This is a genomic window from Paenarthrobacter sp. NPDC057355 (assembly GCF_042667405.1).
Taxonomy (GTDB): Bacteria; Actinomycetota; Actinomycetes; order Actinomycetales; family Micrococcaceae; genus Arthrobacter.
In genome coordinates this window covers 71,620-94,828 of the sequence record NZ_JBHVAL010000009.1, presented here as the reverse complement: position 1 = coordinate 94,828, position 23,209 = coordinate 71,620, and the positions used below count along the sequence as shown (strand labels likewise).

Annotated in this window: 25 protein-coding genes; 7 read left to right on the top strand and 18 right to left on the bottom strand. The window is 63.0% G+C overall.

All coding sequences use genetic code 11. From position 1 onward, the window contains the following. Positions 1–3 precede the first annotated feature (3 nt). The 13 genes from asd to ACFUOZ_RS12195 form a co-directional block, all read right to left on the bottom strand. Positions 4–1,146: an aspartate-semialdehyde dehydrogenase gene (asd, locus tag ACFUOZ_RS12255; protein ID WP_377548346.1), complete on the bottom strand. Its 1,143-nt coding sequence runs from the start codon at positions 1,144–1,146 to the stop codon at positions 4–6. Between the two features lie 95 nt (positions 1,147–1,241). Further along, positions 1,242–1,643: a hypothetical protein gene (locus tag ACFUOZ_RS12250; RefSeq protein WP_377548344.1), complete on the bottom strand. Its 402-nt coding sequence runs from the start codon at positions 1,641–1,643 to the stop codon at positions 1,242–1,244. Further along, positions 1,640–2,278, bottom strand: coding sequence for a hypothetical protein (locus ACFUOZ_RS12245; protein WP_377548341.1), 639 nt, complete (start codon positions 2,276–2,278; stop codon positions 1,640–1,642). Before ACFUOZ_RS12245 ends, ACFUOZ_RS12250 begins: the two co-directional genes overlap by 4 nt. A 19-nt stretch (positions 2,279–2,297) precedes the next feature. Next, positions 2,298–3,314, bottom strand: coding sequence for a hypothetical protein (locus ACFUOZ_RS12240; RefSeq protein WP_377548339.1), 1,017 nt, complete (start codon positions 3,312–3,314; stop codon positions 2,298–2,300). A 124-nt stretch (positions 3,315–3,438) separates the two neighbouring features. Beyond that, positions 3,439–3,678, bottom strand: a complete 240-nt coding sequence (locus tag ACFUOZ_RS12235; RefSeq protein ID WP_377548337.1) for an NF038396 family protein — start codon at positions 3,676–3,678, stop codon at positions 3,439–3,441. Between the two features lie 10 nt (positions 3,679–3,688). After that, the gene (locus tag ACFUOZ_RS12230) at positions 3,689–4,285 is read right to left on the bottom strand and encodes a dihydrofolate reductase (protein ID WP_377548335.1); all 597 of its coding nucleotides are present in this window, start codon (positions 4,283–4,285) and stop codon (positions 3,689–3,691) included. Continuing rightward, positions 4,282–5,043 carry a thymidylate synthase gene (locus ACFUOZ_RS12225; protein WP_377548464.1) on the bottom strand — a complete coding sequence of 254 codons (762 nt, stop codon included), beginning with the start codon at positions 5,041–5,043 and terminating at the stop codon, positions 4,282–4,284. The genes ACFUOZ_RS12230 and ACFUOZ_RS12225 overlap by 4 nt, the downstream gene beginning before the upstream one ends. Before the next feature lie 35 nt (positions 5,044–5,078). Further along, a complete protein-coding gene (locus ACFUOZ_RS12220) occupies positions 5,079–5,489 on the bottom strand; it encodes a GntR family transcriptional regulator (RefSeq protein ID WP_377548332.1) in 411 nt (136 codons plus the stop codon). After that, entirely contained in the window at positions 5,486–7,162 is a 1,677-nt protein-coding gene (locus ACFUOZ_RS12215; RefSeq protein ID WP_377548330.1) for a hypothetical protein, read from the bottom strand. The genes ACFUOZ_RS12220 and ACFUOZ_RS12215 overlap by 4 nt, the downstream gene beginning before the upstream one ends. Before the next feature lie 48 nt (positions 7,163–7,210). Then, positions 7,211–8,179, bottom strand: a complete 969-nt coding sequence (locus tag ACFUOZ_RS12210) for an NUDIX domain-containing protein (protein WP_377548328.1) — start codon at positions 8,177–8,179, stop codon at positions 7,211–7,213. A gap of 8 nt (positions 8,180–8,187) precedes the next feature. Next, a complete protein-coding gene (locus ACFUOZ_RS12205; RefSeq protein ID WP_377548326.1) occupies positions 8,188–10,437 on the bottom strand; it encodes an RNA degradosome polyphosphate kinase in 2,250 nt (749 codons plus the stop codon). Positions 10,438–10,541: 104 nt separating this feature from the next. Then, positions 10,542–11,513 (bottom strand): mycothiol synthase, encoded by a 972-nt coding sequence (gene mshD / locus ACFUOZ_RS12200; RefSeq protein WP_377548323.1) that lies wholly within the window; start codon positions 11,511–11,513, stop codon positions 10,542–10,544. A gap of 212 nt (positions 11,514–11,725) precedes the next feature. Then, entirely contained in the window at positions 11,726–12,424 is a 699-nt protein-coding gene (locus ACFUOZ_RS12195) for a response regulator transcription factor (protein ID WP_018776718.1), read from the bottom strand. A 263-nt stretch (positions 12,425–12,687) separates the two neighbouring features. Here ACFUOZ_RS12195 and ACFUOZ_RS12190 point away from each other — a divergent pair, with 263 nt between their 5' ends. The 7 genes from ACFUOZ_RS12190 to ACFUOZ_RS12160 all read left to right on the top strand — a co-directional run bounded on the left by ACFUOZ_RS12190 (position 12,688) and on the right by ACFUOZ_RS12160 (position 18,808). Beyond that, positions 12,688–13,422: a permease gene (locus ACFUOZ_RS12190; RefSeq protein ID WP_377548320.1), complete on the top strand. Its 735-nt coding sequence runs from the start codon at positions 12,688–12,690 to the stop codon at positions 13,420–13,422. 166 nt (positions 13,423–13,588) lie between these two features. Further along, on the top strand, positions 13,589–14,188 hold the full coding sequence (locus tag ACFUOZ_RS12185; protein WP_377548317.1) for an FABP family protein: 600 nt from the start codon (positions 13,589–13,591) through the stop codon (positions 14,186–14,188). Positions 14,189–14,267: 79 nt separating this feature from the next. Then, complete coding sequence (locus ACFUOZ_RS12180) at positions 14,268–14,984, top strand: flavodoxin family protein (protein WP_377548314.1); 717 nt, start codon at positions 14,268–14,270, stop codon at positions 14,982–14,984. A gap of 53 nt (positions 14,985–15,037) precedes the next feature. Continuing rightward, positions 15,038–16,123, top strand: a complete 1,086-nt coding sequence (locus ACFUOZ_RS12175) for a YgfZ/GcvT domain-containing protein (RefSeq protein ID WP_377548312.1) — start codon at positions 15,038–15,040, stop codon at positions 16,121–16,123. After that, complete coding sequence (locus ACFUOZ_RS12170; RefSeq protein ID WP_377548309.1) at positions 16,120–16,539, top strand: ankyrin repeat domain-containing protein; 420 nt, start codon at positions 16,120–16,122, stop codon at positions 16,537–16,539. Before ACFUOZ_RS12175 ends, ACFUOZ_RS12170 begins: the two co-directional genes overlap by 4 nt. A gap of 123 nt (positions 16,540–16,662) precedes the next feature. Next, positions 16,663–17,292, top strand: a complete 630-nt coding sequence (locus ACFUOZ_RS12165) for a PadR family transcriptional regulator (RefSeq protein ID WP_377548306.1) — start codon at positions 16,663–16,665, stop codon at positions 17,290–17,292. Beyond that, positions 17,276–18,808: a DHA2 family efflux MFS transporter permease subunit gene (locus ACFUOZ_RS12160; protein ID WP_377548304.1), complete on the top strand. Its 1,533-nt coding sequence runs from the start codon at positions 17,276–17,278 to the stop codon at positions 18,806–18,808. Before ACFUOZ_RS12165 ends, ACFUOZ_RS12160 begins: the two co-directional genes overlap by 17 nt. A 104-nt stretch (positions 18,809–18,912) precedes the next feature. On the opposite strand, the gene ACFUOZ_RS12155 is transcribed toward ACFUOZ_RS12160, so the two are convergent. The 5 genes from ACFUOZ_RS12155 to ACFUOZ_RS12135 form a co-directional block, all read right to left on the bottom strand. Further along, a complete protein-coding gene (locus ACFUOZ_RS12155) occupies positions 18,913–19,662 on the bottom strand; it encodes a GNAT family N-acetyltransferase (RefSeq protein WP_377548302.1) in 750 nt (249 codons plus the stop codon). 9 nt (positions 19,663–19,671) lie between these two features. After that, the gene (locus tag ACFUOZ_RS12150; protein ID WP_363933274.1) at positions 19,672–20,697 is read right to left on the bottom strand and encodes an ATP-dependent 6-phosphofructokinase; all 1,026 of its coding nucleotides are present in this window, start codon (positions 20,695–20,697) and stop codon (positions 19,672–19,674) included. Positions 20,698–20,884: 187 nt separating this feature from the next. After that, the gene (locus tag ACFUOZ_RS12145; protein WP_377548300.1) at positions 20,885–21,133 is read right to left on the bottom strand and encodes a PspC domain-containing protein; all 249 of its coding nucleotides are present in this window, start codon (positions 21,131–21,133) and stop codon (positions 20,885–20,887) included. A 49-nt stretch (positions 21,134–21,182) separates the two neighbouring features. Then, the gene (locus ACFUOZ_RS12140; protein WP_377548298.1) at positions 21,183–21,557 is read right to left on the bottom strand and encodes a hypothetical protein; all 375 of its coding nucleotides are present in this window, start codon (positions 21,555–21,557) and stop codon (positions 21,183–21,185) included. 1 nt (position 21,558) lies between these two features. Beyond that, positions 21,559–23,115: a PspC domain-containing protein gene (locus ACFUOZ_RS12135; RefSeq protein WP_377548295.1), complete on the bottom strand. Its 1,557-nt coding sequence runs from the start codon at positions 23,113–23,115 to the stop codon at positions 21,559–21,561. Between the last annotated feature and the right edge of the window lie 94 nt (positions 23,116–23,209).

Genomic DNA, 23,209 nt, shown 5'->3' with positions numbered 1-23,209 from the left:
AGCTTAGAGCTTGCCCGTCACAATGTTGAGCATGCGGCGCAGGGGTTCGGCTGCACCCCACAGGAGCTGGTCGCCCACGGTGAAGGCACTAATGTACTCCGGACCCATTTCGAGCTTGCGGATACGGCCAACCGGGATGTCCAGGGTGCCCGAAGCGGCAACCGGGGTCAGGTCCGCCATGGAGGCTTCCTTGGTGTTGGGCACCACCTTGGCCCACTCGTTGTCCTTGGCCAGGAGGTTCTCGATCTCCGTGACGGACAGGTCTTCCCGCAGCTTCAGCGTCAGGGCCTGCGAGTGCGAACGCATGGCACCGATGCGGACACAGAGCCCGTCCATGGCGATGTGTTCCTTGCCCGCGGCGCCCTTGGATGTGCCGAGGATCTTGTTGGTCTCAACACCGGCCTTCCACTCTTCCTTGGACTGGCCGTTGCCGAGGTCCGCGTCGATCCACGGAATCAGCGAACCGGCCAACGGGACGCCGAACTGGGTGGCGTCGACGCCGGTGCGCTGGGTGGCGAGGACCTTGCGGTCGATCTCAAGAATGGCCGACGCCGGATCCTCGAGTTCGCTGCTGACCTCGTTGTTGAGGGTGCCGAACTGGTTCAGGAGTTCGCGCATGTGGCGTGCGCCGCCGCCGGAGGCGGCCTGGTACGTCATGGACGTACCCCACTCCACGAGGTTGTTCTTGAAGAGGCCGCCGAGGCCCATCAGCATGCAGGAAACCGTACAGTTTCCGCCGATGAAGTCCTTCACGCCGCCGGACAGCCCGGCGTCGATCACGTCGCGGTTGATGGGGTCCAGCACGATGATCGAGTCATCGTTCATGCGCAAGGTGGAAGCAGCGTCGATCCAGAGGCCGTCCCAGCCGCGACTGCGGAGTTCGCCGTGAACCTGCTTGGTGTAATCGCCGCCCTGGGCGGTGACGATAATCGGCAGCTTGGCAAGCGTCTCAATATCGAACGCATCCTCGAGCTTGCCGGCCCCATCAGCGAAGGACGGGGCGGCACCTCCTGCGTTCGAGGTGGAGAAAAATACCGGGTTGATGTTGGCGAAGTCGTTCTCTTCCTGCATGCGGTGCATCAGGACGGAACCAACCATGCCACGCCAACCGACCAGTCCTACGGACGGATTAGCTGCTGTAGTCATTCCCCAAGTCTAAACTTTTGGAGCAGAGAGCCGCTGTTGGTTACGTCACGCACGCAAAGCACGACGCCGGCTCCCGCCGCAGCGATTGAGCGGACTCAGTCGCGGGGAGTGTTGCGGCGGGTTGGCAGTTCGATGGTTTTACCGTTCTGCTTCCTAAGGCGCGAAGCTTTGCGTTCCTTGAAGTAGAGGAACCAGGCCGTGGGGACGAGCCAGAGGCCGAGGACAATGGTGAAGACAACCTGTACCCAATTGATTTCTTCGGTGCCATCGACAAAAAGCTTCACCATCAGTACGCCTACAAACGCCATGATCAGCGAGATCAGGATGCTGAGAAATAGAAGTCCGCCCGCTGAGTTGATGGGTTTGACGGCACTGCCGACGTCCCCTTTGTAGACTCCGTATTCTTCAACTGTGAGGCCTTGGCGTTCAGCCTCGGCCTCGATCTGCCGCGCGTAGTATCCCTTCCGGCGTCCGCGACGACTGTCTGGTTGATTCATTTGCTTGCTTCGCCTCGTGTCGCCAGGATCGAGTCCAAGAGTCCGCTGGTGTCCAGGCCTGGAGTTTCCACAACATCTTTGGTGGGATCCGGTACCTTGCCTACGGCCCAGCCGCCGGCATCGGGCCTGATGAGCAGGTGGTCCTCGCCGTCGATGGTCCTGGCCCGGAGGAAGGCAGTTCCTCCGGGGTTGTTGCGCACGTGTTCTTCGATGATCGAGAGCTCGGCCGCTGCCCCGGGCACGGCGGGGTCCTGGGCAAACACGAACCAAGTTTCCAGGGTCCGTGGCTGGAGGAGCAGAGAGACGTCATCGGACTCCAGATGAACCACGGTGTCAGTGGATTCGGAGGTGTTCAGGCTGATTTCAGTCCACCGGTGCGCCTTGGCCAAGGCGTAGGCCACCGCAACTGCGGGTCCTTGCAACTCCAGGTCTTCCTGGACGCTGGCGAAACCCTTGGCCAGCAGCGAGGAGCCACCGGCAACGCATAGCCGTTCTGTGGCCACTTCGGCTTCGAGGCGAAATACTTCTGCGGATTTCCTTGCTGCGGCGGTGTCGAACATCCTGAGCATGAAAGCAATTTCTGCGAAACCGAAGCCTATGGCGGAATCCGTTTCCTCGGGCGATGTGATTGTCATCCTTCAGCTCCTCTGTCCACTAACCGATTCCCAGGAACGATGCCGCGCCCTTACCAAGGTCGGCAAGATTCTTAGCCGTGTCTGCCACAAATTTTCCGGGGTCCTTGACCGCGCTGGTCACACCATCGGCAATGTTCTTTGCCGCTCCATTGACGAACTCCTTGACTGCAGGAATTTCGTAAATGGCAATCCCGGCACTGACCACTGCGCAAACGGTCCCAGCCGGAGGGGGAAGGAAGCTCCCCACGGCCAGCGCTGTTTTAGCGCCAGACCATACGGCGTCGCCGGTCTTTCCCTCCGCAGCATACTTCACGGTGTCGAAGGCGTTGAGACCAACGCCCAACCATCCCAAGCCCCGACCCAGGCCGCCTTTGCCAAGACTCTCCATGACGGATCCTTGGCCTTTGAAAAGCCATTTGCTTTCCTCGAACACGCCGCCAAACTTGTTGAGGGCAGGAACGTACTTCTGGAGATTCTTCAATCCCAGCAGGTCGGTAGCGGAGTCGAAGAGGTTATAGGTGACGCTGCGCGAGGGAAGTTTGCTCCATTCAGCTGCGTTCTTAAAAGCATCCAGGCCCTTGGCGCTCATGGCGGCCAACCCAAAGACATTCTTCGGCAGGTCGAAGCCGGCCTTGATCTGGCCTCTGAGCCCCCACGCATCGCGGAACGGCGAACCCTTTGCCAACCAGTCGGGTCCCCAGGGGTTGTCTTTGGACCCTGGGCCTGGGCCCACCGGCAGCGGCCCACCACCGGAGCCGGGTGCGGCATCGCTGGAGCGCTCTTGCTCGGTGGCGTTGGCCAGGAGATCCTTGGACGCCTTCTTCAGGAAGGAAGCCGACTGCATCAACTGCGCCCGGTGGTTCCCGTTCCAATCGGAACGGAAGGCGCTTGCGTCGTTGCCCTTCCACGTTGGGTTGTTATTGATCTGGTTGGTCAACAGCGACGATTGCTGGAGTAATTGCTCCGACGCCGAGCTGAACTGCTGCGCGAGGGTGCGCAACTGCGCCACATCTGCGCCCCAAAAGCTTCCTGCCACTACAGCCCCCAAGTCTGTCTAAAACGCCGCTTCTGCGGTCCAGCCCACCCTACGTGGCCAAGCAAGAGCCCGCGATGGGGACAAGTACCCCGCCCCGCGCAAGCCGCAAGCCGCAAGCGCAAGCCTAGAGCCCGGCGTCGGGCCCTTGCAGTGCGTCGTGCTCCTGCAGCAAAGCGGCCTTGCGCTTGCGCAGGGCAAAGAACGCCCCAAAGGTGAACACCTGCGTGACAACGACAAGGACGATGATGCCCACGATCTTGTTGCCCCCAAGAATCATGGTGAGCCCGACAATGGCCGAGAGCAGTGCGAAGAGCGGCAGCAGCATGTAGCCCAGCACGAAGAGGGTTTCGGGTTTTTTCAGCATGTGGGCTTTCCTAGCTTTCGTTCCGGCGCCACGTGGTGAACCGGTAGTTGGTGCCGTTCTTGGAGGTGAGCCAGCCTTCGGCGGGCGCAACGGTGTCGAAGGTCCAGTCATCGCCGAGTTCGGGTGCATAGGTGTCACCTTCCACATCGGTGTCGATGATGGTGATGACTGCAATGTTGGCGATGCCCATGGACTGGCGGTAGATCTCCCCGCCGCCGACGATCCACACCTTTTGGCCGCCCGGCGCAAACTGGGATTCCAGCAGTGCCTCGTCCAGTGAAGAAACAACGACGGCGCCCTGGGCCTCGGGCGAGGACGCCCACTTTTCGTTGCGGGTCACCACGATGTTGGTGCGGCCCGGGAGGGGGCGGTATTTCGGGGGAAACGATTCCCAGGTCCGGCGGCCCATGATGACGGGGTGTCCGGTGGTGACCTGGCTGAAGTGCTTCATGTCCTCGGGCAGCTGCCACGGCATGGTGCCGTCCTTCCCGATGACGCCGGACGTGGTCTGGGCCCAGATCATGCCGATGCCAGTCATGTTGGCAGCGGTTTCCTGGGTGAAGATGACGCCGGGGAGCTGGTCCGGGGCGGAGGAAGAGTCGCTCATACCGCGATCGGCGCCTTGATGGTTGGGTGGTGCTGGTAGCCCACTACCTCGAAGTCATCAAGGGTGTAGTCGAAGATGGAGTCCGGCTTGCGGAGGATCTTCAGCTGCGGGTATTCGTACGGCTCGCGACTGAGCTGCTCGGTCACCTGCTCCACGTGGTTGTCGTAGACGTGCACATCGCCGCCGGTCCACACGAATTCGCCGGGTTCCAGGCCCAGCTGCTGGGCCACCATGAGCGTCAGGAGTGCGTAGGACGCGATGTTGAACGGGACGCCCAGGAAGGTGTCGGCGGAGCGCTGGTACAGCTGGCAGGACAACTTGCCGTCCGCCACGTAGAACTGGAAGAACGCGTGGCACGGATGCAGCGCCATGTCCTTGAGCTCGGAAACGTTCCATGCGGAGACAATGTGCCGCCGGGAATCCGGGTTCGCGGCGAGGCTCTTCATGACCTCGGAGATCTGGTCGACGTGGCCGCCATCCGGGGTGGGCCAGCTGCGCCACTGGACACCGTAAACGGGACCGAGCTCGCCGTCGGCGTCCGCCCATTCGTCCCAGATGGACACGCCCTGATCCTGCATCCACTTCACGTTCGAGTCTCCCCGCAGGAACCACAGGAGTTCCACTGCGACAGACTTGAAATGGACCCGCTTGGTGGTGATCAGCGGAAAGCTCTCGGCAAGATCGAACCTCAGCTGACGGCCAAAAACGCTGCGCGTTCCCGTGCCGGTGCGGTCGGATTTGTGCGTGCCGTTGGCCATGACATCGCGCAGGAGGTCTTCATAAGGGGTGGGGATCACGGTTCAAGCTTACTTGTACCACGCCGGTTAAACGCTAGCCGTCCTCGCAGGAGATCGATGAGCGATTCGTCACCCAGTCCCGCGCGCCGCGCCGTCCGGATCAAGCCGTCGACGGCGGCAATCACCGCCGCGTCTGCGCCAGCCGAGCCGTCCGAGACAGCAGGCGGGCCGAGGACGACAGTCCCGTTCCGGCGTCGTGATTCAATCAGTCCGGACTGCTCGAGTTCTTTATAGGCCCGCGCTACCGTCCCGGCTGCGATCCCGAGGTCCGCGGCAAGGCTGCGCACGGTGGGCAGGCGGCTACCAGGCTCCAGCACCCCGACGGCGATCAACGAACTGAGTTGCCTGCGGATCTGCTCATAGGGCGGGACGGGGTCCGCGAGGTCGATCGTGATCCCGGCGGTCATTGGGCGCGTTCCGCGCTCGGTGCGTGCTCACTGCGGGGAACGTTCCGGAAAAGGCTCCGGACGGGCGTGACCGCGGCGGCGATGGCCGCAACGGCAAGGACGACTCCTGCCATGTAGACAGGACTCGGTCCCAGTCGACTGAACGCCGGGAACAAGGTTCCCCACGCGTCGGCGTTGCCCAGCAGCATCACCGCGGACTGTGCAAGGAGGAAGGCCGCGAGGGTCCGGACGATCCTGAACATCGTGATGGCGCGCAGCGCGGCATCAAGTCCGCCGCTGTCCTCGGGTTCGGGAAGCCCACGACGTCGGCGCGTGGCCAGGATCGCGGCGGCACCCACCAGCCCAACCCCAAACGTGAGGGCGAGGTAGGCCGGCCAGGTAGGTGGCCCGACCAGGAGTGCCTGGGCAATGGAGGTCATGACCATGGTTATGGCAAAAACGGCGGCCGAAACGATGGTGAAGGTGAGCAGTCCCCTCGATACTGCCTGCCGCGGCCAAGCCAAGGGTGCGTCGGGATCCCCGTAGTTGCGGGCAATCAACAGCTCGCCTGCGGCAATGGTGAGTAGGACCAATGCCGCGGTGACCGAGACGACGATGACTGGGGTGATGGGTCCCTGGCCATATGCCGGTATGAAACCGAACCACAGCACCAAGGTCAGAAGCGGCAAGACGCCGGCGATTCCCAGCGCCGCACCAAGGGACACACTGAGTTTCGCTGCGCCGTGCGTGCGGGGATCGGCGCGAAGAGCGGTGCCGCTGATGGATCTCTTGGCTGCCTGGAGGGAGGGAAGAACGGGCACCTTCCACCACCACATGACCAGCAGCACAGCCATGTTTACTGCTCCGAGGGCGTTGAACCATGACGACTGCCACGTGGCACCCGGCGCTGGAAGGGCGGCGTAGTTGCCGGCGATGGACGCCAATCCCGCAGCAATGGTGGATACGGTTCGCAGCAGGCGGTTGGCCGCGATGGCCCGGAGCGTGAGGTTGTCCTCGCTGCTGAGGGTTTCAAGTTGGCGGCGCCGTGCGATGAGTACCAGAACCAGCCACGTACCCACTGCGAGTACCAGCAGGGCGCCACCAAGCCACCCGGCCAGTTCCGAACCCGCGATCCTGCCGTCCTGTCCCTGCCCAACGTAGCCGGTGTTGTATTCCGGGAACTGCCGGGGTGTCGTGTCGGGAAATACAGGAGCGTAGGCGGGCATTGTTGAGATCGAGGCGATGGCGATGGCGGCGTAGACGAAGATGCCGGCCGTCCAGAAAGTGAGTTTTCGCGGCAGGAAGTCACGGATTCTCCTGACCCTCAACTCTGCAAACCTGCGGGGTGCCTTCGGTGCCGGATAGCTCCACTGGCCCAAGGCGTGAACGGTCAATGCCGCGAGGACGGGCCAAGCGAGGGCCGTGAATATCTGATCCGCAGCAGTGGGTATGTTCGATGTCGACGGGTTCGCCTTGAGGATGCCCGTGCTCATGGCTCCCTGGAGGGAACTGGCCATCCAGCCGATAATGCCGACCCACAACCCATGGGATTCGATGGACTTGGCATCGGGCTTGGACCAGACCTGGACCCTGAGGAAAAGGTAGACGAGCACGGCGCCAACCAAGGGTCCAAGGAGCAGGAGCGGTGGCAGGTAGAAAGACAACGTAAAGACCCCCCAAAGTCTTCGAATCAATGTGTCAAGTATTTGATACAAAGCCCGGGGGGTCAACCACGGCGCGCCTTAGTCGTCGAAAGGCTTGACCTGCTCCACGGAGACGATCTTCCGCTCTGATCCCCGCGCCACCTGGCACACGATGACCTCGCCTGGGGTCAGGAAAGGGTCCGCAATGGGCAGGAGGGCGCGCAGGTTTTGTGGCATGTGCTGGGCCAATTGCTTCAACGCAGTGGGCAGGGCTGGCCGGTGCGTACACACCGCGACGGGAAGCTGCTTGTCGAACAACGCCTCGACGGCCGCTGCAGTCTTTTTGGGGGAGCGCTGGTGGTTGTGCTCGGTCAGGGCCTCCACCAACTTGACCTTGGCCCCCGAAGCCTTGGCATAGGGCGCGATGGTTGCCACGCAGCGTGCCCACGGGCTGGAGACCAGCCGTTGGGGCTTCCAGACGTTCAGGAGGCGCTGCACGGCAACTGCCTGTCGTTGACCCGTGGCCGCCAATGGACGGTCACCCTCTGCCTTGGTCCACGAGGACCTCGGCTTGGCTTTCGCGTGACGGATCAAAATCAGGGGCCAGGTGTCCAACTCGCCGCGGACGTGGGCCTTCTCCAGATACTCCAGGGGCTTCACATCAGTGGGGTTGCTGAGGAAGGACGCTGCCCGGTCAGGGCTGCACCACATCACGCTGTCTACTTCCTTGCCGTCGGGACGCAGTGGTTCGCCGTTGACCTTCGCAGCCCAGTACTGGACCACTTTCAGGCCGGCGGATACGTGGTAGTGAATGGCAGGCAGGGGAATACCCAGCGGTGCGCGGAGACCTATCTCTTCCCACACTTCACGCGCGGCGCACTCGGGAACTGTTTCCCCGGCGTCGAGCTTTCCTTTGGGCCACGACCAATCGTCGTAGCGGGGCCGGTGGATCAACAAAACCTCCAAGGCGCCCTTGTTCACGCGCCAGGGAATGGCGCCGGCAGCCACAACGGCCACCGGCTCGCCGGGGTGGTCTGTCTGATCCTCCACGGGAGTATCGCTGTTCAATTCAGTCCTTATCTACGAGCCGACGCGCGCTGGCGGGAGCGCGACTCCAGCAACCAGGACTGCATGTCCAGCAGCGGCTTGCCGTTCTCATCCAGGTGGTGCCTGGTCCAGTGTCCTTGGTTGTCCAAGTGCCAGCTGGCCGTTCCGTCGTCTACGTAGCGGCGCATCAGGTCCATGACCGTCGTGATGTCCTCCTTGCTGGCAAGCTGCACCAGGGCCTCCACACGGCGATCCAGGTTGCGGTGCATCATGTCGGCCGAACCGATGTACACCACGGGGTCACCGCCATTGCCGAAGGCGAACACGCGGGAGTGTTCAAGGAAGCGGCCCAGGATCGACCTGACGGTGATGTTCTCGCTCAGGCCGGGAACGCCCGGGCGGAGGGAGCAGATGCCACGCACCACAACGTCGACCTTTACGCCCGCCTGCGAGGCGCGGTAAAGGGCGTCGATGATGGCCTCGTCGACCATGGAGTTGACCTTGATCTGCACCAGGCCGGGGATGCCGGCACGGGCGTTGCGGATCTCGGTTTCAATCCGGTCCACCAGGCCTGCACGGACGGAGCGGGGCGCCACCAGCAGTCTCTTGAATGTGGACTTCGGTGCATAGCCGGACAACTGGTTGAAGAGCTTGGAGAGGTCCTCGCCCACCTGTTCGTTGGCCGTCAACAAGCCAAGGTCTTCGTAGTAACGGGCGGTGCGGGGGTGGTAGTTGCCCGTACCGATGTGGCAGTAGCGGCGCAGGCCATCGACTTCCTGGCGGACAACAAGTGACAACTTGCAGTGGGTCTTCAGGCCAACGATCCCGTACACCACGTGGACGCCGGCCTGTTCCAACTTTCGGGCCCAGGAGATGTTGGCTTGCTCGTCGAAGCGGGCCTTGATCTCCACCAGTGCCAGAACCTGCTTGCCGGCCTCGGCGGCGTCGATCAACGCGTCCACGATCGGGGAGTCGCCGGACGTCCGGTAAAGCGTCTGCTTGATGGCCTGGACCTTGGGATCCGCCGCGGCCTGCTCCAGGAACGCCTGCACCGAGGTCGAAAAGGAGTCATAGGGGTGGTGGAGAAGGATGTCCCTGCGCCGCATCGCCGCGAAGACGTTCGCGGCCTTGGAGGTCTCGGACTCGTTGAGGTAACGCGAGGTGTGCGGAACGTGCTTCGGGTAGTGGAGATCGGCGCGGTCAATGCTGCTGATCGCGGACAACCCACGAAGATCCAGTGGCGCGGGCACGGAGTAGACCTCGGACTCTTCGACGCCGAGTTCCCGGATGAGGAGGGCCTTGATGTTCGGGTTGATGTCCGTGGTCACTTCCAGGCGCACGGGAGGACCGAAACGGCGGCGCAGCAGTTCCTTCTCCAAAGCCTGCAGCAGATTCTCGGCGTCGTCCTCTTCAACTTCCAGGTCCTCGTTGCGGGTCACACGGAAGGTGTGGTGCTCCAGGACTTCCATGCCCGGGAAGAGCTTGTCCAGGTGGACAGCAATGACTTCTTCCAGCGCGATGAAGCGGGCAACACGGCCGGGAATGGCGCCTGCGCGGGGTCCGTCCACGGAGATGAGGCGCGGCAGCTGGTCCGGAACCTTGACGCGGGCAAAGAGTTCCTTGTCGCTGATGGGGTTGCTGACAATCACAGCCAGGTTCAACGAAAGCCCTGAGATGTAGGGGAAGGGGTGTGCCGGGTCCACCGCCAGGGGAGTCAGGATGGGGAAGACCTTCTCCTGGAACATGGCGCTGATCCGGTGGCGGGCGTCGTCATCGAGCTCATCCCAGTGCATGAGGTGGATGTGTTCGTAGGCCAGGGCCGGCCTGATCTGCTCGGCAAAGACGCGGGCGTGGCGTTCCTGCAGCTTGTGGGCCTCTTCACCGATCTGTTCCAGCACCTCGATGGGGCTGAGTCCGGCAGGGGAAGGCACTGCCAGGCCCGTGGCGATGCGCCGTTTGAGGCCGGCCACCCGGACCATGAAGAACTCGTCCAGGTTGGAAGCGAAGATCGAGAGGAAGTTGACCCGCTCAAGCAGGAACAGATCGGGATCCTCGGCCAGTTCCAGGACACGGGAGTTGAAGGCAAGCCAACTGAGCTCGCGGTCAAGGAAACGGTCCGGTGAGATGTCGCCTTCGGGCTGCAGGCTCGGCGCGAATTCGGGGATGTCTATGCGGTCCTGGGTGGCACGCGAGGCCGGTACTTCCGACGATCCGAAGCGTGAGGGCAGCGTGGCCCCCTTAGAGGTGGATCCGGCGATGCCGACGGGGTCCGGCTGCATGGGGCTCTCCTAAGCTCAGGACTGGGTTTGTCTCCCACATTACAAGCAATCGCGGTATCCGAATCCCTGAAGTCGCAGCCTTTCCCCCAGGCGATCCAGCCAGGCTAGTTTTTCGTCAGAGGACCGTACATCACATCGGTGTCCCAGCGGACGAAGCCGAGTTTCTGGTATAGGGCCACGGCAGCTTCGTTATCGGCATCGACGTACAGCATCACCGCATGGAGGCCCTTGTCCTGGAGATGCCGGATTCCGGCTACGGTAAGGGCCTTGCCAAGCCCCAAACCCTGCGCAGCCGGGGTCACGCCTACCACGTAGACTTCGCCGATTTCCGGGTGTGTACCCTGCCGGGGGTGGATTTTCGTCCAGTGAAATCCAAGGAGTTCACCGGCGTCATTGACCGCCAGGAGGAAACCTTCGGGATCGAACCAGTCCTCGGCCTTGCGTGCCTCAAGGTCTGCGAGGGTCAGTGCTCCCTGCTCCGGGTGGTGCGCAAAGGCTGCCCGGTTGGCCGCCAGCCAGGCCTGCTCATCCTGGCCCAGCACGAAGGTGCGAATCGAAACCCCCTGCGGGAGGCCGGCGTCGGGCAGCGCGGAGGTCGAGGACATCAACCGCATCTTCCGCAGCTCCCGCACCGGACCATAACCGTACCGGGTGGCCAGTTGGGCGGCGGCCTCGTGGTTGCCGTGCGACCATGCGCTCAGGCCTTTAAGGCTGCGTTGCTGTTGAAGAGCGTCCAGAAGCCGCCCGGCCACCCCCTGGTTGCGGTAGCTGGGGTGGACGGCCAGCTCCAACACGCCGCTTCCGTCCGGAGCTTCAACGACGACGGCGATTCCCGCCAGGTCTTCTGCCGTCGCCGGATCGGAGTCCTCATCCGGGGCGTATAGCGCGAAGGACAGTACCGAATGGTCACCTGCGTCGGCTCCCCGCAGCATGACCAAGGTCTGCTCGGACAGGGGCGGATTTCCGTCCGACTCCTCGGCCGCGGCGGTGAGGCTCTTGAAGTCCTTGAGGAGTTCGCCGTCCACAGCGCCTTTGATGATCAGTACGGGCCAGTTCTCCGGGTGCGCGTGACTCATGATGCAAGGCTATACGCCCCGGGCAATCCCCGTGATTTGAAGTCCCGGCGCAACGGCTGTAGTGTCGTTATCTCATTCGGCTTTGGCCGGGTACAGGGGGGATCCACCAGTGGGGTGGCCTCGATACGTTCGACCCGTATGTCCTCCACCAATGCAGCAAAGAAAAGGCCGGGGTCCGTAGGGATCCCGGCCTTTTCTGTTGAAGCTGCGTCTCAGGCTTCGGAGAGTTCGTCGTCGGGCAACCGCACCAGCGTAAGCCTGTATCCGACGTTGCGGACCGTGCTGATGAGGTTTTCGTGGTCCACGCCCAGCTTGGCCCGAAGTCGACGGATGTGGACATCCACCGTGCGCGTGCCGCCGTAGTAGTCGTAACCCCAGACTTCGGTCAGCAACTGTTGGCGGGTAAAGACCCGGCCAGGATGCTGCGCCAGGTACTTGAGGAGCTCGAACTCCTTGAATGTCAGGTTCAGCGGCTGGCCGCTGACACGGGCGGTATAGCTGGCTTCGTCGATTACGACGCCGGCGGCCCGGATCTCCGTTTGGGTCTCCTCTTCGCCGGGTACAGCACGCGCCATGGCGAGCCTGATACGGGCTTCCACCTCGGCCGGTCCGGCGGAGTCGAGCACGATGTCGTCCACGGCCCAAGCCGAAGAAACGGCAGCCATGCCGCCTTCCGTCAAGATCAGCATCAAGGGGGCGCTCAGTCCTGTTGCCTTGAGCAGTTGCGTCAACGAGCGGGCTCCCACCAGGTCCTTGCGGGCATCCAGGAAAACGATGTCCGTGGGGTCGGTTTCGAGCAAGGCGGTCGGTTCTGCCGGGAGGATGTGCACACGGTGGTTCAACAACTCCAAGGCAGGCAGAATGTCCACCGATGAGCCGGTGCTGTTCGTCAGGAGCAGGATGTGCGACATAGTTCCTCCAATGGGCTGTACGCGCATCATCGGGCGTCGAAGCCGGAGTTTCACCGGCCGGTCCCAGCGCCTTCCGGCCCTTTCCCGTTGTGACGGGATCGTGGCCGGCGCAGTGCGCTGTTGATGTCTGAGTATACCCATCAGTGCCCTGCGACACAGGGATTCGTGACGGGCGGGCAGGGCAATTACGACATATTGGTCCGGTATAGGGCAGGATTGTCGGGAGGCCGTAGAGGGCGCATCGGAGTGAGGTCGGGGACATAGTGAAGTCTTGGAGCATCGGGGTATTCGGACTCGTGGCGCTCACGGCCATCGTGGCCGGCACCTTTGTTTCCCGGGAAGTCATGGTGGGGGTGGGCATCGCAGCCTCGGCAGCGGTGGGCATCGGTTGGCCCCACTTTCTTGGAGTTCCGGCCAAGAAGACGCTGGCAGCTGTCATCGGACTGTCCGGCGCGGGCTCGGCAGTAGCAGCTGCGTACCTTCCGGCCCCGGGCTTCCTTGAGGGGACGCCGGCTTTTGTTGCCCTCGGCGTGATGGCCGTTTTCGTTGTCCAGCTGGTCCGCGGTACAGGCCAGGCGCAGCGCCTGGAGTCCACGCTCGGTTGCAGCGCCGGTGTGCTGCTGAACTGTCTCGGTGCCGGCTGGATAGCCAGCGCAAGGTTCAACGGCGTCAAGGAAATGGTCCTGGTGGCAGGCCTGAGCGCGGCAGTTGCGCTCCTGGTAGGCATCATCCGTTGGCCGGACCGCATAGTAGCGCCGCTTGGTGTGGTAATGGCGGGCCTCATGGGTCCGCTGGCTGGCCTTGTTTTCTCCGACATCGCCGTCCTGCCCGCTGCCTTGGTAGGCGTGGTCGTGGGTTCGGTGCTGGTGTGTTTCCGGCGCATGACTACTCTGCGGCGTGGTCGGCTCAACATCGCAGCAGCTGTGGGCATGGGAGTCGCCCCGGTCTGGGCCGTGGGTGCCTTGGCGTACTTCATAGACAAACTACTCATCTACTAACGGTTAGGATGGCATCATGTCTGTACTCGCATATGAAATCTTCTTCCTCGTTCTCCTTGGCCTTGCCAGCGTCGCCATGGCGTGGTTTGCAGGATTCGTTGTCTACCGCCTTTTCAAGGGCCAGAAGTAAACCTTCTGACCCTGCAGCCCAACCGAGGTAACTGTCGTGCCTATTGAGATCCCCACAGATCTGACGCCCGAACTCGTTCCCCTTTCCTGGCTCATTGGTGAGTGGGAGGGCCGCGGCCGGCTTGGCAGCGGCGACGAGGATTCGGAACACTTCGTCCAGCACGTTTCCTTCACCCACAACGGCCTGCCGTACTTGCAGTACCGGGCTGAAACCTGGATCAGCGACGACGCCGGCGCAAAGTTGCGCCCGTTGACGGTGGAGACCGGTTTCTGGGCGCTGGAACGGAAGCTTGAGGAAGGCGACTGCGGCCCCGGGCTGATTCCGGCCGACATCGTCCCCGTGCTCAAGACGGCCGACGAAGTCGAAGCACGCCGCAACAAGGATGGCGGCTTCGATATCTCAGTATCGATAGCCCACCCCGGCGGGATCACCGAGCTTTACTACGGTCAGATCAAGGGACCCCAGATCCAACTGAGCACTGACATGGTGATGCGCGGAAGTCATTCCAAGGAATACACTGCAGCCACCCGGATCTTCGGTTTGGTGGACGGCAACCTCCTGTGGCGTTGGGATGTCGCAGCCAACGGCAAGACCCTCGAAGCCCACGCATCGGCGTTCCTGCATAAGGTCTCCTGACCCAGGTCTGATAACCCAGGTTTCCTGGCCCTCGGGGTTCGCCAAACGTTCCATGCAGCAACGGCAGAAGGAGCAGGCAGTGACCGACAAACCGCAGGGTTACGAGGGCCTCAAGGCGCTCTTTTTCAACGGCACCCTGAAGCCCTCCCCGCAGCTCAGCAACACTGACGGGCTGATCCGGATCAGCCGGGACATCATGGAGAAACAAGGCGTCACCACCCGCCTCATCCGCACTGTGGATCATGACATCGCCAGCGGTGTCCACCCGGACATGCGTGAGCATGGGTGGAAGACGGACGAGTGGCCTGAGCTGTATCCCGCTGTCCGGGAGGCGGACATCGTGGTGGTCGCCGGTCCCATCTGGCTGGGCGATAACTCATCCCAAACCAAGAAACTGATCGAGCGCCTCTACGCCCATTCCGGCGAGCTCAACAGCAAGGGCCAGTGGGCGTTCTATCCGAAGGTTGGCGGTTGCCTGATCACGGGCAACGAGGACGGCATCAAGCACTGTTCCATGAACGTCCTCTACAGCCTCCAGCACATCGGATTCACCATCCCGCCGCAGGCGGATGCCGGCTGGATCGGCCCCGTAGGCCCTGGACCCAGCTACCTCGATGAAGGATCAGGCGGGCCGGAAAGTGATTTTACTAACAGGAACACCACCTTCATGACCTGGAACCTGCTGCATATGGCCAAGCTCCTGCGCGATGCCGGGGGCATTCCCGCCTACGGCAACCTGCCGCAGGAATGGAAAGCCGGAACCCGGTTCGATTTCGAAAATCCCGAATACCGCTGACCCGGATTGTCCCGGTCTGGAATACCTCAAAGCCCCTAGGACTTCTACTACATATGACTTACAAGAGCCCTCTGTTGTCGCGCCCTGGCGCGGTCGAAGATACCGGCCTGGATGCCGGCGTCGCTGCCCACTACGGCGAACCGTTGCGCGAGCAGCGCGCCTTGGCGGCAGGCACCGCCGTCGTGGATCTTTCGCACCGTGGCGTGGTCACGGTGTCCGGTCCCGACAGGCTCAGCTGGCTCAACACCCTGTCCTCGCAGCAGCTGACAAACCTGCAGCCCAACGTCGCCAGCGAGCTGCTGCTGCTCAGCGTCCAGGGCCGCATCGAGTTTGATGCGCGTGTCATTGACGACGGCGGCACAACCTGGCTGATCGTCGAAGCCGCTGAAGCGGAGCCCTTGGCCGAATGGCTGAACAAGATGAAGTTCATGCTCCGCGTGGAGATCGCCGATGTCTCCGGGGAATGGGCCGTGGTTGGGTCGACCAAGCCGGTGGACCGCTGTGCCGGCCGCCTCGTGTGGGAAGACCCGTGGCCGCGGGTGTCTCCGGGCGGATACTCGTACAGCCTGGTCCCGGAAGAGTCGCATCCGGGTCTTGACCGTCCATGGTTCGAATACCTGGTCCCGGCAGCGGAACTTGAGGCCGCCGTCGAAGGCCTGCCGCTGGCCGGCGCGATGGCAGCCGACGCCCTCCGGATTGCGGCATGGCGTCCGCGCCTCGGGGCGGAAACCGACGACAAGACCATTCCGCATGAACTGGACCTGATCCGGACATCTGTCCACCTCAACAAGGGCTGCTACAAGGGGCAGGAAACCATTGCGCGTGTGCACAACCTTGGACACCCGCCGCGCCGTCTGGTGTTCCTGCAACTCGATGGTTCCCAGCACACCTTGCCGGCGGTCGGCAGTGTTGTCTTTGCCGGGGAACGCAAGGTGGGTACTCTGACATCGGTGGCGCAGCACTTCGAGATGGGACCTGTGGCCTTGGCCGTGATCAAGCGGTCCGTTTCGGCGGAGGAAACCTTGACGGTCATGGACGGCGAGGAGCCGTACGTCGCAGCCCAGGAAGTGATCGTTGCCCCCGACGCCGGTCAGGTTGTCGGGCGACAGACCGGATTCCTGAAGGGACCCCACCGATGAGCCAGACTGATGGCACCGACGCCGCAAGCACCGACGCCGGCCCCGACGAAGAGGCGTTGGCCCTCGCGCACGCTTTGTTCGATGCCGCGCGCGAAGGCAATGCCGAATTGCTGAGGAGCTATTTGAACGCGGGAGCCCCCGCTACCCTCACCAACGCCGCCGGGGACTCCCTCCTGATGCTTGCCGCCTACCATGGGCACGAGGACGCCGTGCAGCTGATCATCCACCATGGTGCCGACGTCAACGCCCCCAATGATCGTGGCCAGACACCGCTTGCCGGTGCCGTTTTCAAGGGATATGTGGGTGTGGCCAGGGTGTTGTTGGACGCGGGAGCGGATCCCGACGCCGGGACGCCCAGCGCCCGCGACGCCGCCACGATGTTTGCCCGGACCGAAATCCTGGCACTGCTCGGCTGATCTGTCCGGCTTGAGTAGTCCCGTCATGTAACCCCGGTTGTCGATACAGCCGGGGTTATTTGCACCCAACTATTCCACGTGGAATAGTTGTTGTGGAATAACACCACAACGAAAGGGATGGCCATGGCCAAAAGTGCTGGGTTGACGCCGCTTGGCGTAGCGTCGTTGGCACTTCTAGCCGAACAGCCAATGCATCCCTACGAGATGTACCAGGTCCTCATGGCCCGCCATGAGGACCGGCTGGTCAAAGTCCGTCCGGGCACGCTGTATCACGCAGTGGGCCGGCTCGAGGAGAACGGACTCGTGGAGGCAACAGGGACCGGCCGGGAAGGAAAGCGTCCGGAACGCACCACCTACCGGATCACCCAGGCGGGACACGCGGCCTTGGACGCGCGGCTTCAGGCAATGCTGGCCACGCCCATCAACGAGTACCCCGTCTTTCCCCATGCCATAGCCGAAGCCCATCACCTTCCGGCGGATGTGGTGGCCGGCCTCCTGGAGGAGCGCGTGGTTGCCTTGAACGCCGAGCTCGACTTCCTGCTCCACGCGGAGGAGGCCGTCACAGCCAAGGGGCTCGACCGCAAGTACTGGATCGACATCACCTATCAACAAGCCATGCTTCGAACCGAGATCGCGTGGATCCGCGGTCTCCTGGAGGAGTTGGGCACGGGGCAGCTGCCTTGGGACGAACCCCGCCCTGCCCTTACCGAACTTTCAAACAAGCCAAAGGAACCCCTTGGAAAACATAGCTAAACCCTGGCCCGCGCTGTGGTCACTCGTGGTTGGCTTCTTCATGATCCTTATCGACACCACCATTGTGTCGGTCGCGAATCCGCGGATCATGGAGGGCCTGAACACTGATATCAACGCCGTCATCTGGGTAACCAGCGCCTACTTGCTGGCCTACGCAGTGCCACTTCTCATTACCGGCAGGCTGGGTGACCGTTTCGGCCCCAAGAACCTGTACCTGATGGGCCTGGTCGTCTTTACATTGGCGTCCCTCTGGTGCGGCCTTTCCGGCGACGTGACCATGTTGATCGCTGCAAGGGCAGTCCAGGGCTTCGGTGCTGCCATGATGACTCCGCAAACCATGGCAGTCATTACGCGTATCTTCCCCCCGGACCGCCGCGGTGCAGCCATGGGCCTGTGGGGCGCAACCGCAGGCATGGCAGTGCTTGTCGGCCCGATCCTGGGCGGCGTTTTGGTGGACAGCCTCGGCTGGGAGTGGATCTTCTTCGTGAACGTTCCAATCGGCGTCGTGGCTTTCATCCTGGTGACCCGGTTCGTTCCCAAGCTGACCACGCACAGCCACTCGTTCGACATTCTTGGCGTAGTCCTTTCGGCCGTGGGCATGTTCCTGCTGGTCTTCGGAATCCAGGAAGGCCAGACCTACAAGTGGGGCACGGTCAACGGATTCATCTCGGTCTGGGGCCTGATCATCACCGGCCTTGCAGTCCTTGTGGTCTTTGTTCTCTGGCAGTGGATACTGGAGCGTCGTGGCGGCGAACCGCTGCTTCCCCTGGGCCTGTTCAAGGACCGGAACTTCTCCCTGGGCAACACCACCATCATGGCCGTTGGTTTCACGGTGACGGCTTTCCCGTTGCCCACCATCTTCTATTACCAGACAGTCCGGGGCCTGACGCCCACCCAGTCGGCAATGCTCATGATTCCAATGGCAGTCATCTCCGGCGCACTGGCCCCGTTCGTGGGAAAGCTGATCGACCGCGCCAACCCCCGCTGGTTCGCCGCATTCGGACTGGTCTGCCTGTCCGGAGCCCTCTTCTGGACTGCTTCGTTGCTTGGCCCGGACACGCCCATCTGGATGTTCCTGTTGCCCAGCGCGCTGCAGGGTATCGCCAACGCCTTCATTTGGGGACCGGTGTCCAATGCGACCACCCGCAACCTGGAACCGCGCCAGGCTGGTGCTGGATCCGGCGTCTTCAACACCACGCGCCAGATCGGTGCAGTGCTCGGGTCCGCCGCAATCGCTGCGTTGATTCAGTCGCGTCTGGCAGCTGAGCTCCCGGCGGCACCGTCCGGAGCACCTGTCGGCGAGGCATCGATGGACGGCACCCTGCCGGAGTTCCTGCACGCGGGATTCTCGACGGCGATGAGCCAGTCCATCCTGCTGCCCGCCTGCGCGATCCTGCTGGCCGCCGTCGTCGCTTTGTTCTTCGGTAAGCCAAAGGCGGTATCCGGCTGGGGCGCCAAGCCGCCGCAGGCCGAAGTAGCCGAAGCCAAGGAAACTAACCCCCAAGTCCAGCACTAGCCTATGGAGTTTTTGTACAGCTAATGCCCTTAAGAAGCCTTCTAAAGGGCATTAGCTGTACAAAAACTCGCGGGAGAACGGGGGGAACGGCGGACCCGGGGGAGTCAGCCCAGGAGCACGCTCGCGTGGAGCCCGCCCGTGGCGAAGCCAAGGCTGCGTGCCATCGCGAGTGCTCCGGTGTTGCTGACGTCGGCCTTCCATTGAAGGGTCAGCCCGGCAGCGAGTGCTTCGTGGGCGGCGATGGAGGCAGCCAACGTTCCTATTCCGCGTCTGCGCCACGGGGGAGCGACCAGCACTCCCATGTTGGCCAGGATGCCCTCCCACTCGCCGTAGGCTCCGCACGCCACTGGAGTGGGCTGTTCCTCTTCCGGATGCATGATGGTGAAGCGGTGTTCCAGACCCTGTAGCCCCACTTCATTCACGTCGTCCGGCGGGCACAGTCCTTCCAGAGTGATGGCTTCGGGGTTGCCGTGCGAGACTGTCAGGTCCTCGGAGGGCTGCTGCAAGGGCAGGTCATCGGCGAAAAACAACGCAGATGATCCAAGTCCGTGCCCGCCGTGGGAACGGGTGAGGGTCAACAAGGTCACATGCTGGGCGAGCTCGGTATCGGGGATATCCTCGGCTGCGTCCAACGCCCACTGGGGGCCGACCAAGGCCGAAACGCCAAACAACCGCAGGAACACCACTGCCCGCGCTGAGTCATCAACGCGGGTCATCCTGCGGATGGGGGAGCCCGGAGCAGTCCCACCAGAGGTGAGGGCGGCAGCGGCGCCGGCGAAAGCGTCGTCGTCGAAACCCAAACGGCGGGCCCACGCCAGCTGGATGATTGCAGCGGACGTGGGCTCCAGAGTCATGGATTCAGCCTAGCCGAACAATACGGACGCTTCGTCGTAACGGTGCTGCGGCACGGTCTTGAGCTTGCCCAGGGCTTCCTCGAAGCCGACGTGCGAGATGTCCGTGCCCTTGAGGGCCACCATGGTTCCCCAACGGCCTTCCACCACGGAGTCGATGGCGGCCATGCCAAGGCGGGTCGCGAGGACGCGGTCGTAGGCCGTGGGTACGCCACCTCGCTGGATGTGTCCGAGGATCGTGGCGCGGGTTTCAATCCCTGTGCGGGCCTCGATTTCGGGGGCCAGCTGGTCTGCGATTCCACCGAGGCGGGGCCGGCCGAAGGTATCCAGGCCGCGCTCGGAGTGCGGGGATTCCATGTGGTCGGGGACGAAGCCTTCTGCAACAACCACCAGCGGCGCACGTCCGCGGTCGTGGGCCTCCTGCACCCATTCGGTGATCTGTTCGATGCTGGCTTTCTGCTCCGGGATCAGGATGGCGTGGGCACCGGCTGCCATGCCTGCGTGGAGGGCGATCCATCCGACGTGGCGGCCCATGACCTCAGCGATCATGCAGCGGTGGTGGGATTCGCCCGTGGTCCGCAGGCGGTCGATGGCCTCGGTGGCGATCTGGACGGCGGTGTCGAAGCCGAAGGTGTAGTCAGTGGCGTCGAGGTCGTTGTCCACGGTCTTGGGTACGCCAACGATTTTCAAGCCGGCATCCGTGAGGCGCTTGGCTGCGGCCAGGGTTCCTTCACCGCCGATGGCGATGATGGCATCGATGCCAAGGCGCTCCATGTGGGCCTTGATGACGTCCGGGCCGCCGCCGTTTTCGAAGGGGTTGGTCCGGGAAGTTCCCAGGATGGTTCCACCCTGCTTGGCGATACCGCGGACCATGGTGCGGGGGATGTCGATGATGTCGCCCTCCACCACGCCGCGCCATCCGTCACGGAAACCCACGAATTCCTGGCCGTGGATGGCGATGCCTTTGAGGACCGATCCGCGGATCACTGCGTTGAGTCCGGGGCAGTCGCCACCGCTGGTAAGAATGCCAATTTTCATGTTTGCTCACTCATGGCTTGGAGGAATACGTGCAAGAGCGCCACGCTGAGCTCCCCATGATTGTAGACAGGCATGTGGGGTGGGACACAAATGGTTACTTTTTAGCCCGCGTGTGCGGTAGTGGAAACATGGTCGAAACCAGCAGAAGCGCCCCGCCGGCCAGCGGGGCGCTTCTGCTCCCGGGTGGTTACCGGGAGCGTTGACTGAGGAAGGATTCCAGGGCGATTTTGTTGTTCTGGTCCGGCAGGATGAGCCAACCGAGGATGTACACCACCACAGCCGGCCCGGGAAGCAGGCAGAAAAGCAGGAATGCTACCCGGACGTAAGCCACATCCACCCTGAGTTTGGCGGCGATGCCTCCGCAAATGCCGCCCAGCCAGCGTTGTGGTCCGCGCTTCAGGCCGAGGCCCCTGACGATGCTGAAGAACTTGTCCATGTCTACACACTTCCCTGTCGCGGTTGCTTTGTCACGTGGATCGGGCGGGTCACGCGGCGGGCTTCTTGGATTTCGAGGAACCCTTGCGCGTTGAAAGGAGTCCGCCCACCACCAAGGCGGCACCGGCTCCGATCATCAGGCCGATGAGCACGTACGTGCCGTTCAGCGTCACCCAGCCGAGAGTGGAAATAATGATCAGTGTTGCCAGCGCCACCACGATCAGCCCCCATACCACTGTGCCGATGCGGGCCTGCCGGGGTTCATCCTCTTCCGGGTGTTCCACCCGGAAGCTTGGCTCCAACTGCGGTGTAAGCGGGATCTCCTGGAGCGTGGGCTTTGGGAGGGCTTCGGTGGGCCGGGCGCCCTTGGGCAACGGCTCGGTGGGAGAGGATGCGGATTCCTTGGCTGGCTCGTTGGTGCTCATGTCAGTTTCCTTCCTTGATGGTCACGTTGCTGAAGGTTCCGTCGATCTGGACCACCAGGTTGGCACCGGGTTTCCCGGTGTTGTAGATGGTACGGTCGTCCTTCAACCGACCTCCACGGTCGCTTCCACGTTCGTTCAGGTTGCCGAAGGTCATGTCAGCCCTTACCTCCACTGGGACGTTGTCGGGGATGAAGACAGTGACGTTGCTCGCGGTGGCGTCTACGGGTACAAGAACCTCCGAGATCAAGGGGGGTGTGGTTGTGATGTCGCTGAGGTCCACAGTGCCTTGGGCTCCTGTGATGTCGATGCCTTGTCGCGCTTGTTCAACGCTGGTGGGTGCCCAGTTGACGTCATGGAACGTGAACCGCTCACCGTTGCGGGGAACTACATTGAAGATGCCCCCAATGACCAAGGCAACTATGGCCAGGAAGCCGAGGAAGCCCGAGGTCCGCCCGCGGAGTCCCGCAACCAGGATGCCCAGGCCCAGGACGGCAGCGCCGGTTGCCCACACCACGGCGTTTGCCGAGTTGCCCAAATCAATGACGTGTCCGACGTCGAGCGCTTTCAGCGTGCCTCCGGCCAACAGCGCTGCACCCGCGGAGACCGCGACCATGGCCGCGCCAGGTCCCTTGCGTTTGGGGGCGGGCGGCTTCGGAGCCCACCCCTGTGGGGGAGTGGAGCCGTACGGGGGACGGGGGCCCGACGGCGGGACGGACCCCGACGGCGGGACCGGACCGGATGGCGGGACCGGCCCCGCACCGTGGCCGGCCGCACCGTAGCCCGGCGCGCCGTAGCCCGGCGCGCCGTAGCCGCTTGAACCGTAAACCCCGCTGCGTGGGCCCGCCGGAGCGGAAGCGCCGTAGACCGGAACTCCGGTGTTGGTGCCCGCCGTAGGAGTGGTTGAGTAGGCGGCGGTGTAGTTCTGCGAACCGGCGGACGCGGATGCTTTCGCGCCCTTGTTCCGCTGAACCAGGAAGTAGACGAGGTAGCTCACGCCGCCTATCCAGAACACGGTCCAGAACAGGCCGGGAAGTCCGTTCCAGCCCCAACCCCAGAATCCGCGGCCCAGGCTCGGAAAGCCGATGATGGTGGTGATCAAAGCACCTGTCATGCCACCCGACCAGCGTCCGGCTGCTGCCTCCTGGACGTGGATGCGTCCATCAGGCTCGGGCAGGAGTGCCCATGCGATGCCGTACAGCAGAACCCCGATACCGGCAAATAGTGCAAGCACAATGAAGACGCCGCGGACGATCAACGGATCGATGCCGAACCGGTGGGCAACTCCACTGGCGACCCCACCGATCCAGCGATCAGGTCCGCGCCGGACACCCAGGTTGCGGATCCAGTCGAAGAAGTTCTGCTCGGAACCTTGGGATGCTTCACCTGTTGGCGCATACTTGCCGGCTGCCGGACCTGTCCCGGCGGAGGCTCCGGCAGAAGGCTGGTCCGAAGAAGTGCCGGGAGCTCCCGTGGAGGCACCATGTGTAGCGCTGGAGCCGGATGTGCCGGCGGTGCCAGGCGTTCCGGGTTCCTCTGGGTTCATGCTGTTCGCGTTCATACTTCGATCCTGCCGTCCAACCCTGCCGGACCTCTACTGGGGGATACCCTGAATGATCCCTGAGAGAGCCCCTGACCCGGCCGGAATCCGGTTC

Bases quoted from the DNA above. Each gene is read 5' to 3' on its own strand.
- asd (WP_377548346.1), bottom strand. From the start codon at position 1,146: ATGACTACAGCAGCTAATCCGTCCGTAGGACTGGTCGGTTGGCGTGGC.
- ACFUOZ_RS12250 (WP_377548344.1), bottom strand. From the start codon at position 1,643: ATGAATCAACCAGACAGTCGTCGCGGACGCCGGAAGGGATACTACGCG.
- ACFUOZ_RS12245 (WP_377548341.1), bottom strand. From the start codon at position 2,278: ATGACAATCACATCGCCCGAGGAAACGGATTCCGCCATAGGCTTCGGT.
- ACFUOZ_RS12235 (WP_377548337.1), bottom strand. From the start codon at position 3,678: ATGCTGAAAAAACCCGAAACCCTCTTCGTGCTGGGCTACATGCTGCTG.
- ACFUOZ_RS12230 (WP_377548335.1), bottom strand. From the start codon at position 4,285: ATGAGCGACTCTTCCTCCGCCCCGGACCAGCTCCCCGGCGTCATCTTC.
- ACFUOZ_RS12225 (WP_377548464.1), bottom strand. From the start codon at position 5,043: ATGGCCAACGGCACGCACAAATCCGACCGCACCGGCACGGGAACGCGC.
- ACFUOZ_RS12220 (WP_377548332.1), bottom strand. From the start codon at position 5,489: ATGACCGCCGGGATCACGATCGACCTCGCGGACCCCGTCCCGCCCTAT.
- ACFUOZ_RS12205 (WP_377548326.1), bottom strand. From the start codon at position 10,437: ATGCAGCCGGACCCCGTCGGCATCGCCGGATCCACCTCTAAGGGGGCC.
- mshD (WP_377548323.1), bottom strand. From the start codon at position 11,513: ATGAGTCACGCGCACCCGGAGAACTGGCCCGTACTGATCATCAAAGGC.
- ACFUOZ_RS12195 (WP_018776718.1), bottom strand. From the start codon at position 12,424: ATGTCGCACATCCTGCTCCTGACGAACAGCACCGGCTCATCGGTGGAC.
- ACFUOZ_RS12175 (WP_377548312.1), top strand. From the start codon at position 15,038: ATGACTTACAAGAGCCCTCTGTTGTCGCGCCCTGGCGCGGTCGAAGAT.
- ACFUOZ_RS12170 (WP_377548309.1), top strand. From the start codon at position 16,120: ATGAGCCAGACTGATGGCACCGACGCCGCAAGCACCGACGCCGGCCCC.
- ACFUOZ_RS12165 (WP_377548306.1), top strand. From the start codon at position 16,663: ATGGCCAAAAGTGCTGGGTTGACGCCGCTTGGCGTAGCGTCGTTGGCA.
- ACFUOZ_RS12155 (WP_377548302.1), bottom strand. From the start codon at position 19,662: ATGACTCTGGAGCCCACGTCCGCTGCAATCATCCAGCTGGCGTGGGCC.
- ACFUOZ_RS12150 (WP_363933274.1), bottom strand. From the start codon at position 20,697: ATGAAAATTGGCATTCTTACCAGCGGTGGCGACTGCCCCGGACTCAAC.
- ACFUOZ_RS12145 (WP_377548300.1), bottom strand. From the start codon at position 21,133: ATGGACAAGTTCTTCAGCATCGTCAGGGGCCTCGGCCTGAAGCGCGGA.
- ACFUOZ_RS12140 (WP_377548298.1), bottom strand. From the start codon at position 21,557: ATGAGCACCAACGAGCCAGCCAAGGAATCCGCATCCTCTCCCACCGAG.
- ACFUOZ_RS12135 (WP_377548295.1), bottom strand. From the start codon at position 23,115: ATGAACGCGAACAGCATGAACCCAGAGGAACCCGGAACGCCTGGCACC.